4 protein-coding genes are annotated in these 15,919 nt (G+C 74.8%); all 4 read right to left on the bottom strand.

Going from position 1 to position 15,919, the window contains the following annotated elements; genetic code table 11:
- Window positions 1-3 precede the first annotated feature (3 nt).
- A complete protein-coding gene (locus AB0H71_RS12515) occupies window positions 4-6,222 on the bottom strand; it encodes an amino acid adenylation domain-containing protein (protein ID WP_357018826.1) in 6,219 nt (2,072 codons plus the stop codon).
- 5 nt (window positions 6,223-6,227) lie between these two features.
- Window positions 6,228-9,683, bottom strand: coding sequence for an amino acid adenylation domain-containing protein (locus AB0H71_RS12520; protein ID WP_357018828.1), 3,456 nt, complete (start codon window positions 9,681-9,683; stop codon window positions 6,228-6,230).
- Window positions 9,684-9,912: 229 nt separating this feature from the next.
- The gene (locus AB0H71_RS12525) at window positions 9,913-14,181 is read right to left on the bottom strand and encodes an AMP-binding protein (protein ID WP_357018831.1); all 4,269 of its coding nucleotides are present in this window, start codon (window positions 14,179-14,181) and stop codon (window positions 9,913-9,915) included.
- Window positions 14,178-15,791 (bottom strand): phosphopantetheine-binding protein, encoded by a 1,614-nt coding sequence (locus AB0H71_RS12530; RefSeq protein ID WP_357018834.1) that lies wholly within the window; start codon window positions 15,789-15,791, stop codon window positions 14,178-14,180. The genes AB0H71_RS12525 and AB0H71_RS12530 overlap by 4 nt, the downstream gene beginning before the upstream one ends.
- Window positions 15,792-15,919 lie beyond the last annotated feature (128 nt).

Below are 15,919 nucleotides of genomic sequence, written 5' to 3' on the forward strand. Positions count from 1 at the left end.
GCCTCACTGCCACATCCGCCGCATCACCAGCACCGCGCGGTCCTCGTCGTCGAGGACGGCGGTGTCGCCGACCCTGCGGTCCGGCTCGGTGGCGATGGCGCGCAGCGTGTTGCGGTACGCGGTTTCGATGATCTCGGCGTCGCCCGCGTCGAAGGAGTCCTCCGCGTAGAAGACGACGACCTGCAGCGGCTCGCCGGGGAACAGCAGGTCGGCCGGGAAGACCATGACCAGCAGCGCGTTGTCGGTCGCGCCGCGCCCCTCGAACGAGATCAGCTCCAGCTGGCGCTCGGCGAGCAGCCGCACCAGCTCGTCGCGGCCCGAGGGGTAGGACTGGAAGACGAACATGCTGTCGAACAGCCTGCGCGCCCCCGCGGTCTTGTTCGCGCTGGTCAGCCGGTACTGCTGGTACTCCATGAGCTCCATGCGGCTGCGCTGCATGCCGGTGAGCAGCTCGCGCCAGCTGCGCTCGGCGTCCAGCCGGACCGCCACCGGGACGGTGTTCACGAAGCAGCCGACGGCGCTGTCCACCTCGTCCAGGTCGGCCGGGCGGCCGGAGACCACCTCGCCGAAGACGGTGCCCGGCTCGCCGGTGATCTCGCGCAGCACGCTCGACCAGGCCAGCTGGCACAGCACGCTGACGGTGGTGCCCGCCGCGGCGGCCAGCGCGGCCAGCCCGTCCGCGACCTCCGGCTGCACCGGGAAGCGGTGCATGACCGGCGCGCTCCCGCCCGGCACGCGCGCCGGGGCGACCAGGCAGGGCCGCACCGGCTCCAGGTAGCGCGCCCACGCCGCCTCGGTCGCGGCCTCCCGCGCCCTGGTGCGGGTGAGGAATTCGGCGAAGGTGCCCGGGTTGCCGAGCGGCTCGGCTTCGCCGGGGCGGGCGTACTCGTCGAAGATCTCGCGCGGCAGCAGCTGCCCGGACCAGCCGTCGGTGAGGATGTGGTGCGAGGTGAGCACCAGGGTGTGCTCGTCGCCGGGCAGGTGCACCACGGTGGCGCGCATGAGCGGGCCGCGGGCGAGGTCGAAGACGCCGGCCTGGTCGGCGTCGAGGAAGGTCGGCATGAGCTCCGGCCTGCCGGTGAGGTCGAGCTCGGCGACCGGGAACTCCATCCGCTCGGCCACGATGGCGTACGGCTCGCCCGCCGCCGAGACCGCGAACGAGACGCGCAGGTTCGGGTAGCGGTTCAGCACCCGGTTCAGCGCGGCGCCGAGCCGGGCGACGTCCAGCGTGCCGCGCACCCCGATGGTGGTCTGCACGGTGTAGGCGTCGCGGCCCGCGGTGCTGACGGCGGTGAGGTACAGCCCGGCCTGCAGCGGGGCCAGCGGGTAGACGTCGGCGAAGTCGCCGTACCCGGCCCGCCAGCGGTCCAGGTCGGCCTGGGTGACCTCGGTGGCGAGCACGTCGCTCGGGGTGAGCCTGCGCCGCGGGTCCGCGCGCACGGTCTCGGCCAGTTCGCGCAGCGCGGCCGTCCAGTGGTCGGCGAGCTCGCGCGCCTCCGGCTCGGTGAGCGCGCCGGAGGCGTAGCGGAAGGAGCCGTGCAGCGCGGGGCCCGCGGCGTCGACCAGCGCGACGGTGTTCACGTCGAGCAGGGCGGGGGCGGGCATGGCGGGGTCGGCGTAGCCGCCGAGGTAGCCGAACTCCGGGGCGGCGTCCCAGTCCCGCGCGGTGGCGGGCACCTCGAAGCGGCCCATGTAGTTGAAGCCGATCTGCGGTTCGGGGCCGGTCAGTTCATCGCGGGTCGCCGGGTTGAGCCTGCGCAGCAGCCCCCAGCCGATGCCGCTGTCCGGCACCGCGAGCAGCTGCTCCTTGACCGCGCGCACCGCGTCGGCGATATCGCCGCTGGTCCGCAGCGCCACCGGGTAGGTGGTGGTGAACCAGCCGACGGTGTTCGCCAGATCGGCGCCGGCGAAGAGCGATTCGGCGCGGCCGTGCCGCTCCATGGTGAGCCGCAGGGTGCCGGTGCCGCGGTCCCTTGCCCGCCGGAAGCGGTCGGCGGCGACGGCGAGCGCGGCGACCTGGATGTCCAGGAAGTCGCAGCCGAAGGCGGTGGCGGCGGTGGTCATGAGGAAGGTGGTGTCGTCGGTGTCCAGCTCGGCGGTGACCTCGCGGACGGTCTCGACCCGGTCGGCCGCCGGGTCGAAGGGGCGGGCGCCGAGCGGTGGTTCGGGCTCGATCGCCTTTCGCCAGAACGGGAGTTGCCCGGTGACCGCTTCGCTCGCGGTGAGCCGGTGCAGGCTGGTGTTCCAGGTCTGCACCGAGGTGGTCTCGGGGTCGACCGGGTCGCCCCGCCAGGCGGTGCGCAGGTCGTCGTGCAGGATGCGCCAGGAGACGCCGTCCACCACCAGGTGGTGCAGGACCAGCAGCAGGCGGCCGGTGCCGCCGTCGTCCGGGTGCACCCAGGCGGCGGCCGCCATCCGGCCGTCGGCCGGGGCGAAATCGGTGCTCAGCGCGCGGAGTTGCGCGTGCAGGGTCGCGCCCGCGGTGGCGTCCCACTCGGCGGCGGGGATCGGGATGTCGATGACGGGCGGGAGTTCGGTGTCGGCGGGCGGGATCAGGTACCCGAGCGGGTCGGTCTCCGAGGGCGAAGCGAGCGCCGAAACCCGGTCGCCGGCGACCGAATCCGCCTCCCCGGCCGCCACCGACCCCGCCGCGGGCGATTCCGCGAAGCCGGGCGCACCCGGTGAGACCGATGCGACCGGTCCCGGGCCCGCACCCTGCACCGCCGAGGCGGGAGCGAGGCGGGCACGGAGGAGCGGGTGCGCCCGCAGGACGCGGTGCCAGGCGGCGGTGAGCCGGTCGAGATCGGCGTCGGCCGGGGTGACGACGGCGGTCCCCTGGCTGTACCCGGCATACGCCGAAGACTGCTCGGTGAGCAGCGCGGCGATGGGCTGGAGCGGAATCCAGCCGGTCCCGTCCCCCACCTGGACCAGCGCGGCCCCGCCGGACTCGGCGACAAGCCCGGTCGCGGCGGCAATGGCGGCGATGGTCCGCGCCTCGAAGAGCGCACTGGTGGTGATCGCGAGCCCGCGCTTCTTCAGCGCCGACGCCATCCGGATGGCGCTGATGGAATCACCGCCGAGCGCGAGGAAGTCGTCCTCGGCGGCGAGCGGGACCGCTTCGGCGATCCCGAGCACCTGCCGCAGCACCGCGGCCACCGCCACCTCGGCGGCGCCGCGCAGTTCGCGCCCGCGCCCACTGCTCGCGCCCAGGTCGGGCTCGGGCAGCGCGCGCTTGTCCAGCTTGCCGTTGGCGGTGAGCGGCAGCGCCGCCAGCCGCACCAGCGCGGCCGGGATCATGTACTCCGGCAACCGCCCCGCCAGCTCGGCGCGGAGCGCGGCGGCGTGCGCCTCGGTATCCCCCGCGGCGTACACCGACCCGGGCTCCGGCACGTAGTAGGCGACCAGCGCCACGTCGGCATCCCTGCGGTGCACCACCGCGGCGGCCGAGCCGATGCCGGGCACCTGCCGCAGCACCGACCCCACCTCGCCCAGCTCGATCCGGTGCCCGCGGATCTTCACCTGGTCGTCGGCGCGGCCCAGGTACTCCAGGCTGCCGCTGGGGTGCCAGCGCACCACGTCGCCGGTCCGGTACATCCGCGCACCGGGCTCGTCGGCGAACGGGCAGGCCACGAAGGCCCCGGCGGTCAGCCCGGGCCGGTGGTGGTACCCCTGCGCCAGCTGCGGCCCGGCCAGGTACAGCTCGCCGCTGACCCCGATCGGCGCGGGCCGCAGCCGGTCGTCCAGCACGTGCACGTCGGAGTTCCACTCCGGCTGCCCGATGAGCGCCGAGCGGAACCACTCCGGCCGCGCCAGGGCACCGGCGAAATCCTCGTGCATGATGTCCATCGACGCCTCGGTGGGGCCGTACAGCCCGAGCACCCGGCCGCCGAAGACCCGGCTCGCCTCGGCCACCAGCGTCGGCGGCACCGCCTCGCCGCCCAGGTACACGAAGCGCATGGAGGCCAGCCGCGCCGGGTCCGGCCCGGCGTCCAGGAAGGCGCGGACCACGCTCGGCACCAGCGAGATCTGGGTGATCCGGTGCCGGTCGATGATGCCGGCCAGCGCCTCCACGTCGGCCTGCCACCAGTCCGGCGGCGGCAGCACCGTCGCCGACCCCGTGCAGAGCGCGTTGACCAGCTCGAACACCGAGACGTCGAAGCCGATCGGGGCCTTCTGCAGAATCCGCTCCGCCTCGAAGCCGAGGAAGTCGCGCATCCACTGCACGTGGTTCACCACGCCGCGGTGCGGGGTCACCACGCCCTTGGGGCGCCCGGTGGTGCCGGAGGTGTAGAGCAGGTAGGAGGCGTCCAGCGGGTGGATCGGCCGGTCCAGCTCGTCCGGGCCGAGCGGCGCGGTGTCGAGCTCGGCGAGCCGGGCGGCGGCGGCCGGGTCGGCGACGTCGAGTACCGGCACCGCGCCCGCCTCGACGGCCTGCGGCGCGGAGCGCACCAGCAGCGCCGGTTCGGCGTCGGCCAGCATGTAGGCGATGCGGTCGGCCGGGTAGCTGGGATCCACCGGCACGTAGACCGCGCCGGTGCGCAGGATCGCGGCGAAGATCACCGGCAGCCGCTCGCTGCGCTCGGCGAAGACCGCGACCCGGTCCGCCGCGCCCACCCCGCGCTCGCGCAGCAGCCGCGCGAAGGCATTGACCCGCGCGTCGAATTCGGCGTAGCTCAGCTCGATCTCGCCGAAGACCACCGCGGTCCGCTCCGGGTACTCCCGCGCGGAGGTGCGGATCATGGCGTCCACGGTCTCCGCGACGATCGGCACCCGCTCGGAGCGCGACCACGCCGCCAGCGCCGCGCGGTCGCCGGGCGCGAGGGTGAGCAGCGCGTCCAGCGGGGTGCGGGCGGCGGCGTGCGCGAGCGTGTGGTCGATGTACTCGTGCAGCCTGGCGATGGTGGCTTCGTCGAAGAGCTCCGTGCGGTAGGTGATCTGCACATCCACCCGATCCGGGTGCATGAACGCCTCCACCGCGATGGGCAGCAGCGAGGCGCCGTGATCGGCCAGCTCCCAGCTGGTCCGCACGCCGGGCAGCCGCGGGCCGTCGATGCGCTGGTGCAGGAAGAGCACCATGGTGTCGAAGAGCTTGGAGCCGACATTGCCGGTGGCGCGGTTCACCGCGCGGACGATCTCCTCCTGCGGGAAGTGCTTGTGCCGGAACGCCTCCGTGGTCACCGCGCGCACCTGCGCGACGAGCTCGCCGAAATCCCTGCCGCCCTCGATGCCGCGAATGCGCAGCGGCAGCATATTGCTGAGGTTGCCGATGAGCGCGTCCATCCCGGATTCCTCGCGGTTGGCCACGGTGGTGCCGATCACCAGGTCCGGCTGCCCGGTGAGCTGGCGCAGCGCCACCGCGTAGGCGGCGAGGAACACCTGGAACGGAGTGGCCTTGAGCTCGGCGCTCAGCGCGCGCAGCGCGGTATCGGCCGCGGTGCCGAGCGCGCGGTCCAGCCGGGCCCCGGTCTCGGTGACGGTGACCGGGCGGCGGTCGTGCGGCAGTGCCAGCTCGGGTACCTCGCCGTCGAACCGGCTCGCCCAGAACTCGGCCGCCGCCTCGTGCGCGCCGTCCCGGAACCGCACCTGCTCCCACTCCGCGAAATCGGCCACCTGCAGCCGCAGCGGCTCGACGGTGATGCCGCCCGCCCGCGCCTGCGCGTAGTACCGCTCGACATCGGCGGAGAGCGCGGGCAGCGTCATGCCGTCCCAGGCGATGTGCTGGATCACCAGGACGACCACCAGGGTGTTCGCGTCCAGCCGGACGAAGCGCAGCCGCAGCGAGGACTCGGCGCCGAGGTCGAAGGTGTCGTGCGCCTCGGCCACCACCGCTTCGGCCAGCCTGCGCTCGGCCTCGGCGCGGTCCAGGCCGCTGTGGTCCTCGATCCGCACCCGGGGCGGCAGCGCGGGGTGAATGCGCTGGTAGGGCTCGCCCTGCTCGTCATTGTGGTAGGTGGTGCGGAGCACCTCGTGCCGCTCCGGCAGCGCCAGGAAGGCGGCGCGCAGCGCGGCATCGTCCACCGCGCCGGCGAAGGTGAGCGCCAGGCACAGGTTGTAGGCGGTGCTCTCCGGGGCGATCTGCTGGTGCGCCCAGACATAGCGCTGCCCGAAGGAGAGCGCGGCGCGCTCCGGGTCGCGGCGTTTCACCGGGCCGGAGCCGGTGTCCAGCCCGGCCTGGGCCAGCCGGACCCGCATGGCCTCTTGGAGGTCGTCCAGGGATTTCATCGGATTCACACCACACTCGCGGGATCGGGAAGGCTCACCTCGGCGAGCTCGAGCAGAATCGTGGCGACCTGGGCGAGCCGCCCCGGCTGCGGCTCGGCGTCGAGCAGCCCGCGCGCGATCCGCCGCACCGTGCGGCCCTCCAGCACGGCGCTCACGCCGAACCCGTCCACCGCGAGCAGCCCGCGCACCTTGGCGGTGAGCGTGGTGGCGAGGATGGAATCGCCGCCGACATCGAAGAAGTCGGTCTCCACCCCGATCCGCTCCAGCCCGAGCACCTGCGCGGTGATGTAGGCCAGCGCGGCCTCCACCTCGTCGGCGGGGGGAACGAAGGTGGTGGCGGCGGCCAGGTCGCCGGCGACGAGCAGGCGGCGGATGGCGGCGCGGTCCAGCTTGCCGTTCGGCGTCAGCGGGATCTCGGCCAGCACCTCGACGTGCTCGGGGATCATGTAGCCGGGCAGCTGGTCGCGCAGCCGCGCCGGATCGATGGCGGCGCCGGAGCCGTCCGCGGTCACCGCCGCGACCAGCCGGCCGGAGTCGGTGACCAGCGCGACCGCCTCGCCCGCGCCGGGCAGCCCGGCCAGCGCCGACTCCACCTCGCCGAGCTCGACCCGGTAGCCGCGGATCTTCACCTGGTGATCGGCGCGGCCGAGGAAGTCGACGGTGCCGTCCGGCAGGTACCTGGCCAGGTCGCCGGTGCGGTACCAGCGCAGCCCCTCGTGCTCGATGAATCGGTCCGCGGTGCGCGCGGCGTCGCCCCGATAGCCGTCGGCGACGCTCGCGCCGCCGATCCACAGCTCGCCGGGGACCAGGTCCGGGCAGTCCTCGCCGCGCTGGTTCACCACGCGCAGCGCGACATTCGCGAGCGGGGTGCCGTACGGCACGCTGTCCCACTCCGCCGGGAAGTCGTCGGTGACCTCGCAGACGGTGGAGTGGATGGCGGTCTCGGTGGTGCCGCCGAGGCCGACGAAGCGCAGGCCCGGGACGGCCGCGCGGAAGCGGCGCGCCAGCCGGGTGCGGACCCGGTCGCCGCCGGTGAGGACCAGCCGGATCGAGCGCAGCTGCTCCGGGGTGGCGATATCGGCGAGCATCCGCAACAGCCCGGGGGCGGCGTTCACCACGGAGACCTCGGCCTCGGCGATCAGCTCCGCCCAGGACTGGGCGTCGCGCTCGGTCGCCTCGTCCAGGCAGGCCAGGGCGCCGCCGATGCTCAGCGGGGCGAAGATGTCGTAGACCGAGAGGTCGAAGTTCAGGGCGGAGAGGGCGATGTGGCGGTCGCCCGCGCCGATGCCGAAGCGGCGGGCGATGGCGTCGACGGTGTTCGCCGCCGCGCGGTGGGCGACCTCGACGCCCTTGGGTTCGCCGGTCGAGCCGGAGGTGAAGAGGACGTAGGCGGTGCGCTCCGGGGTCACCGGGAGCGGGGCGCCGAGGGCGGGGCCGGTCAGCGCGGTCGTGAGGTCGACGGCGGTGATCTCCGCGGGCAGGGTGGTCACGCCGTCGACCAGCACTACACCGACACCCGCGCGGCGAAGGATGCGGTCGCGGCGGGCGGCGGGCTGGTCGGTGCCGATGGGCAGGTAGGCGGCGCCCGCGGCGAGCACGCCGAGCACGGCGGGAAGCTGCCGGTGCCCCTTGGGCACGAGCACCGCGACGGTGTCGCCCGGCCGGACCCCGGCATCGGTCAGCGCGTGCGCGACGGCGAGCGCCTGCCCGGCCAGTTCGCCGTAGCTCGTGGCGAGCCCGCCCGCGCGGAGCAGCGCGGCGCGCTCGGGGTGCCGCCGCGCCAGCTCGAAGAAGGCGTGGTGCAGGGTGCGTTCGCCGAGCTCCTCGGCGGTGTCGTTCACCGCCGAGCGCACGGCCGCCTGCGCCGCGGGCAGCGGAATCGCCAGCGGCGCCGTCCAGTCCGCGCCGGGTGCGGCGAGCGCCGCCAGGATGCGCAGGAACTCGGCGAACATGGTCTCCGCGACGCCGCCGGGCAGCGCGTCCCTGCGCAGGTCCCAGTTCACCAGCAGCCCGCCGTCCAGCTCGGCCACCTGGGCGTCCAGATCCACCTGCGGGCCCTGCGAGATGATCCACACCGGCGTGCCGAGCACCCGGGTGACCCGCTCGGAGAACAGCTCGCCGAGGTCGAGCCCCGAGGTGAAGACCACCGACGGCGTCACCGGCGCGCCGCGCAGCCTGCCCAGGTCGCGCAGCACGTCCAGCCCCTCGTACTCGGCGTGCGCCGCGCAGGTGTGCAGTTCGCGCTGCACCCGCCTGGCCCGGTCGAGCACCGGCTCCACCCGGGAGGCGTCGATCTCGACCAGCACCGAGTTGGTGAAATCGCCCACCACCGCGTCGATATCGTCGTGCAGCTGCTCGCGGGCGAAGAGCGGGACGTTCAGCAGGAAGCGCTGCCGGGCCGACCAGCGCGCGATCACCTCGCCGAAGACGGTGGCAAGGGTGACCGCCGCGGTGACGCCGTTGCCGTGCGCGTTGGCGTGCAGGTTCGCCCTGGCGGCGGCGTCGAACCAGTGGTGCAGGCGGATGCTGCGGGCGGGGTCGCGGCGCTCGTTCTCCGGCAGCACCGGGAGGGCGGGGATGTCGGGGAGCTCGGGCAGCCGCTCGGCCCACCAGGCGCGGTCCGCCTCGGTATCGGCCGCGGTGCGCTGCTTCTCGGCGAGGTACTCGCGGAAGGTGATGCCGAGCGGCGGCAGGGCGTCGGCGTCGGCCTCGTACAGGGTGGCGAGGTCGTCGAGGACCCGGCGGTAGCTCTGCGCGTCGCCCGCCAGCATGTCGATATCCAGGTGCAGGCGGTGGCCGCCGTCCGGCAGCAGGGTGAGCGCGATATCGATGACCTTGCCCGCGGCCACGTCCATGCGCTGGTGGCTCTTCTCCGCGCGCACCCGCTCCAGCTCGGCCGCGATCCGCTCGGCGGGCTCGGCGCACAGGTCGAGCGCGGCGAAGACCGGGGCCAGTGGCTCGGGCAGGATGCGCTGGGTGCCCGCGTCCAGGAACTGGGCGCGCAGCATCTCGTGCCTGCGCACCAGCCGGGCGACGGCCCGGCGCAGCCGCTCCGGATCGGCGCCGGCGCCGTCGAACTCGACGAACAGGTGCGCGGCGACGCCGCCCAGCGCCTGGTCCCCGCGCCTGCCCATCCAGTACGCGTGCTGCATGGTCGCAAGGGGGAATTCGGCCGAGGGGTCGGCCGAGCCCGCGCTGCCGGAAGGACGCGCAGGATCGGTGGCGGCCGAATCCTGGGGGGCGGCTGCGGCGAGCAGCGCTGCCCAGGCGGCGATCGTGGGTTCGAGGGCGAGCGCGGAACTCCGGATGTCGTACCCCCGCTTGCGCCAGCCCGCCGCCAGCCGCATGAGCTTCATGGAGTGCATGCCGAGGCTCACCAGATCGTCGTCGAAGCCGACCGCCTCCGGCGCGATACCGAGATCCACCGCCACGATGTCGCGCAGTTCCGCCTTGCCGAGCATCCGACTCCTTAACCCGAAACAGCCGCCCCACCACGCACTTCGCCGCCCGACTTGACCGCTATGTCCGAATTGGTGTAGGCTAGCCTTGCCTAACTTTGCCCAATGCTAACTCATGCGCGGGGTTGCCGGGCCGGCGCTGTGCCACGGCGCGCGCGGCGGTGGGCTCCGCCGCGCGCGACCGGTGGGCCGGGCAGCGGGGTCGCGTATCCCCCGCTGCCCGGCTCCGGCCTCACTCCGCGAGTGCGGAGACCACCTCGCGCCAGCGAGCCGGGTAGCCGGCGGCGGCCTCGGAATCGAGCACCGCGCCGTTGAAATCGAACTGCCCCACCAGAACCGGCGCACCGTCCCGGCGCACCACCACCGTCGTGAGGTCAACGGTGAAGCGCAGCGGGAGCGCGGGGTGCTGGGCAGTGCCGAACTCGGCGGTGAACTCCGCCATCGGCACCGGGGCCCACGGCCCGGCGCCCGGGGTGAGCAGGTCGAAGCGGCCGAGGTGGTTCAGCCGCAGCTGCCCCCGCACCGCCGTCGAGCGCTCGCCGAGCGCGGGCCGCCCGGCCGCCGGGGTCCAGTCCGCGACCACCGAGCCGGGCACGGTCACCGTCTCCTCGACGGTGAACCACCCGACCCGCCTGCCGTCGTCGTTCGCGGGCCGCCCGTGCGATTCCCGGGTGATCGCCACCCGCCCCGCCGCGTCGGCGAGCCCGTCGAAGGCGCGGGCGCAGGCCACGATCAGCAGCTCCTCCAGCGGAATATCGCTCGCCGCGCAACGCGCGAGCAACCGGGCCGTGTGCTCCGGATCGAGCTCGGCGATGTGCTGGTGCGCACCCGCGGCCCGGTCGATTGCTGGATCGGTGCGCCGCCCGCCGAGCGGCGTCCCCAGCACCGGAAGCGGCTCCGCCACAGCGGTAATCGGCGCCGCGGCCGACGTGGACTCGACCAGCGGGGCCCGCCCCTCGGCCAGCCCGCGCAGGTCGTCGGCGAGGACGAGCCAGGACACCACATCCACCGCGAGGTGGTGGATGGAGAGCAGCAGCCGCGGCTCCCGGCCCGTGAGCACGGTGGCCGCGACCATCCGCCCGGCCGCCGGGTCGAGCCGCTCGACGGTGGCGGCGAGCAGTTCGCGCGGCGGGGCCGAGCCGGGCGCGGCCACCGCGACCTCCACCCGGAACTCCTCCGGCGCCAGCACGATCAGGGCGGGGACGCCATCGGCGGCTCCGAGCCGGGAGCGCAGCGCCGGATGCGCCCTGGCCAGTGCGCCGAGCACCGCCGCGACCTCGGCCGGGCCGGTCTCCGGCGGGAGCGTCAGCAGCTGGCTCTGGGTCAGGTGCTCGTACCCGCCCTGCCCGACGATCTCCAGGGCCAGTGCGGTCAGCGGCAGCACGGCGCCCGCCGCGAGCACCTCGCCGCCCGCGTCCGGCTCCCCCGCCCCGTCCAGCAGCGCGGCCAGCTCGCGCAGGTCGGCCGCGCCGAGGACATCCCCGGCGGCGACCCGGTAGCCCGCGCCGCGCAGCCGGGAGACCAGGTCGATCACGCCGATGCTGTCGATGCCCAGATCCGCCGGGCTGTCCAGGATTCCGGCGTTGCCCGCGTTCATCTCGGCGAGCACGCCGAGCAGCGCGCGCTCGGTCTCGGTGCCGGGCTCGGCGGTGGCGCCGGTCGCCACCGGGGCGGTGAGCAGCGCGGTGGCGGCATGCGTGTCGAGTTTGTCGTTCCGGTTCAGCGGGATCTCGGCCACGTGCACGATCCGGGTCGGCACCAGGAACTGCGGGAGTCTGCGGGCGGCGGCGGCGCGAATGGCGGTGGCGGGGCGGTCCGAGACCACCAGCGCGCCGAGCCGGGTGCGGCCGTCCACGGTGCAGGCGAGGGCGGCGGCGTGCTGCACGCCGGGGATCTCGCACAGCACCACGGTGGCCTCGTCCGGCTCGACGCGGTAGCCGTTGATCTTCACCTGGCTGTCGATGCGGCCCTCGTAGACGATGGTGCCCGCGCTCGTGCGGCGCACCAGATCGCCGGTGCGGTAGCGCCTTCCGGCCGGGCCCGCCACGAAGGTGGCCGCGGTCTGACCCTGGCGGCGCAGGTAGCCCTGGGCCAGCTGGGCGCCGGAGAGGTACAGCTCGCCCTGGCCGCCGGGGGGTACCGGGCGCAGGCGGTGGTCGAGTACCTCGGCGGTCATGCCGCCGAAGGTGTGGCCGATGGTCGGGGCCTCGTGCTCGTGCACCTCGGCCATGAGCGCCTCGACCGTGGTCTCGGTGGGGCCGTAGAAGTTGATGACGCGGGTGCCGGTAAGGCCGCGCAGACGGTTCCAGGTGTCATGGGAGATGGCCTCGCCGCCGAGCGCGAGCACTCGGAGCGGGCAGTGGTCACCGGTGGTGAAGAGCCCGGCCGCGATCAGGCGGTTCAGCATGGACGGTGAGGTGTCGAAGATATCGATGCCGTGCGTGGCGATGGCCGCGACGATGCGCTCGGCGTCGGTGCGCTCGTTGTCGCCGAGCAGCACGACGGTGTGGCCGGAGAGCAGGGCGATGCTCGGCTGCCAGGCGGCGTCGAAGCCGGTCGACCAGCCGTGGCCGATACGCAGCGGGCGGCCCGCCGCCGCGCTCTCCGGGGCGAAGATGCGGCGCTCGTGGTTGCCCCAGTGGTTGAGGAGGGCGCGGTGCGGGACCGCGACGCCCTTGGGGCGGCCGGTGGTGCCGGAGGTGAAGACGACGTAGAACGGGTTCTCCGCCGGGACCGGCGGGAATCCGGCGCCCGCGGTATTGCAGGCAGCGCGGGATTCGGTGGGCAGTTCGCGCAGGTCGCCTGCGTTGTCGGGGACGAGGTGGGTGAGACCGGCCTCGGCGAGCACACCGGCGAGGGCGGCGTCGGCGAGAACCAGCCGCGCGCCGGAGGTTTCGGCGATGTAGGCGAGGCGCTCCGGCGGGGTGGCGGGGTCGACGTGCACGCAGGTGGCGCCGGTGAGGCCGATGGCGAAGGGCGCGTGCAGGACCCGGCGGTCGCGCGGCAGCGCCACCGCGACGGCACTGCCGGGCCCGATCCCGCGCGCGGCGAGCCCGGCGGCCAGCACCTGGACGGCGGCGGCGAACTCGGCGTACGAGTGCTCCCCGGCCTCGTCCACCACGGCGACCCGCTCGCCGAACCGCTCGGCGGTCGCCAGCAGCGTGTGCGGCACGTCCCCCGGCACGGCGACCGCGTCCGGCGCGGCCAGCGCCGCGGGCTCCCGGTCGAGCAGCACCGAGACATCGGCGGCGCGCGCGGCGCCGGTGATCCGCTCCAGCACCGTGAGCACCCGCTCCGCCAGGGCATCCGGTTCGAAGCGCCGCACCAGATCCGGCCGGATCTCCACCCGGTTGATCAGCGACCCGTGCTCCAGCACCGGCACCACCGCGATCGGGTAGTGGCTCGGCGAGTCGATCCGCCGCGGCACCAGTGCGGCGCCGTCGCCGAGCGGCATGCGCGCGGTGAGTTCGCCCAGCGGCGTGTTCTCGAAGACCAGCAGGGTGTCGAAGAGCTGCCCGGCCCCGGCCCGCTTGGTGATCTCCGCGATGCCGAGGTACTCGTGCGCCCGCAGCCGCGCGACCTCCTTCTGCAGCTCCCCGCCGATCGCGGCGGGCGCCCGGTCGTCCAGCCGGACCCGCACCGGAATCGTGGTGACCAGCGCCCCGACCAGCCGATCGGCGCTCGGCAGCGAGCCGTCCCGCCCGGAGGTGGTCTGCCCGAACACCACGTCGTCGCGCCCGGTGAGCGCGGAGAGCACCCGCGCCCAGGCCAGCTGCAGCACGGTGTTCAGCGTGAGCCCGTGCGCGCGCGCCCAGCCGGTGACGGCGGCGGTGCGCTCCGGCGTGAGCCTGGCCTCGCCGAGCACCGGGATATCGGCGGGCGCGGGCCCGGCGATCAGGGGCATGGGGGCCAGCCCGGCCAGCGCATCGGCCCAGGCCCGGCCGGATTCCTCGGTATCGCGGGCGGCCAGCCAGGCGGCGTGCTCGCGCAGCGGCGGGGCGGGCGGCAGCCCGGCGCCCTCGCCCCGGTGCAGCGCGAGCAGGTCGGCGAAGATCAGCGGGATGGACCAGCCGTCCACGACGATGTGGTGCGCGGTGCAGACCAGCTCGTACTCCTGCTCCCCGACCCGCGCCGCGACTACCCGGAAGAGCGGCCCGGCGTCCAGGTCGATCCGGGTCCGCCCCTCGTCCAGGTACAGCTGCCCGACTGCCGCCGCCGGGTCCGGCTCGGCGCGCAGATCCAGCTCGCGCCAGCCGATCCGGCCGGTGGAGGTGATCACCAGCACCGGGTGCGGCAGCCCGTCGGTGACGACCGCGCCGCCCAGGTGCGGGTACCGCTCCAGCACCTGGTCGAAGGCCTTGCGCAGGCTGCCCAGGTCGGCGAGGCCCTCCACCCGCACCGCGAAGGTCACCAGGTAGGGGTCGACCGGGCCGGAGGTCGCGCTGACCGAGTACAGCCCGCGCTGCAGCGGCGAGAGCGCGACGACGTCGAGGATGCTCACGCGCCGAACTTCGCGCCGAGCGCGGCCAGCACCGCCGGGTCCAGCCCGGAGGCGCTGAGCGGCGCGGCGGCGGGCTGCGGCTCCGGCACCGGCGCGGTGGCCGACTCCAGCTGCTCGGCGAGCTCGTGCACCGCCGGGAAGCCGAACACGGTCTGCACGTCCAGCGCGTACCCCTGCTCGGCGAGCACGGTGACCAGCCGCAGCGCGGCGATGGAGTCGCCGCCGAGCGAGAAGAAGGTGTCCTCGCGCCCCACCTCGTCGTCCTCGTCCAGCTCCAGCACGGTGCGGATGGCGGCGGCCAGGGTGTGCTCGGCGTCGGTGCGCGGCGGGCCGCCGAGGCCGGGGCCGAGCTCGCCCGCGGTGGCGGCGGGCGGCTGGAACAGCGTGGCGGTGCCATGCGCGTCGCGGCCGTCGGCCCAGGCCAGCGCGCGGCGCTCGAGTTCGGCGACGAACTCGGGGAGTGCGGCGGGCGCGGCGGGCGAGTCGACGGTCACCAGCGCGCCGTCGTCGTCCAGCCGGACATCCACCAGCAGGTCGACGCCGTGCGGGCGGGCGAGCCGCCGGTCGATTTCGCGCGCGGTGTACCCGGCCCCGCTGTGCGCGATGGCATTCCCGGACCGCACCACCAGCGCCACCTGGAAGAGCGCGCCGCCCGCGACGGCGGCCGCGCCGCGCAGCCGATGGGTCAGGAACTCGATGCGGGTCGAGCCGTGCGCGCGCGCCGCGGCCAGCACCTCGGCGGCGTCGAGCACGGCCTGCCGCGGCGCCGCGGCACCGGCCAGGCCGCGCAGCACCAGGTAGTTGCCGAAGCTGCCGATGGTCCGAGCGGTGGCCTCGTCCCGCGCCGGGTCGAGCAGCCCGACGGCCGGATCGGCGCCGAGCCCGGCGGTGCTCAGCGCCCCGGCCAGCAGCGCCGCGAAGGCGGCCGCCGGGTCCTGCCCCGCGGTGAGATCGGCCAGCGCCTCCGGCGCGATCCGGAAGCCGTGCCGCGCGGCCGCGCCCGGCTCGACCGGCACCGCGCGCTCCGGCAGCGCGCCGAGCCGGTCCAGCCAGTACCCGGCGCCCGCGTCCGTCGCCGGATCCACCGCCATCCCCTTCACCAGCGCCGGAACCGCCACGCGGAAGCTGGAGCCGGTGACCTCGCCACCGTCGAGCGCGGCGAAGAGCGACTCGGCGAGCAGCTCCAGCGAGACATCGTCGGCGGCCACCGGGTGCACCGTGAACGCCAGCACCGCGCGCTCCCCGGTGCGCTGCAGCGTGACCCGCACCGGCAGCGCGCGGACCAGGTCGAAGACGTGCCCGGCATCCGGCTCGCCGAGCTCGAGCACCGAATCCGGCAGCTCTCCGGCCCGCTGGTACGGCACCCGGCGGTCGTCCGGAAAGACGCTGCGCAGGATCTCGTGCCCGGACAACACCGCGGTCACCGCGCGGCGCACCGCCTCGTCGCCGAGTTCACCGCTGATCTCGAGGGCAAGGAAGAGATTCGCCGCGGGGGTGCGGCGCAGCCGCTCCGGGAGCAGCGCGGCCTGCTGGGCGGGGGCCAGCGGCACCGGGCGCGCGGCGCCGGAGCCGTTCCGGCCGGTGGAGTCCTGCACGAGCGAGTCTGGCATCGCGATCCTTCCGCGCCGCGGCGAATCGACGCCCGCCCGGCTTCCATCCGAACAACCGATCGCCTGCCCAACGGACCGCGCGACCAAAGTTAGCCTATCCTAAACAGACCACCCGCCCGGTTCCAACC

It is taken from the genome of Nocardia sp. NPDC050697, from assembly GCF_040654395.1.
Taxonomy (GTDB): Bacteria; Actinomycetota; Actinomycetes; order Mycobacteriales; family Mycobacteriaceae; genus Nocardia.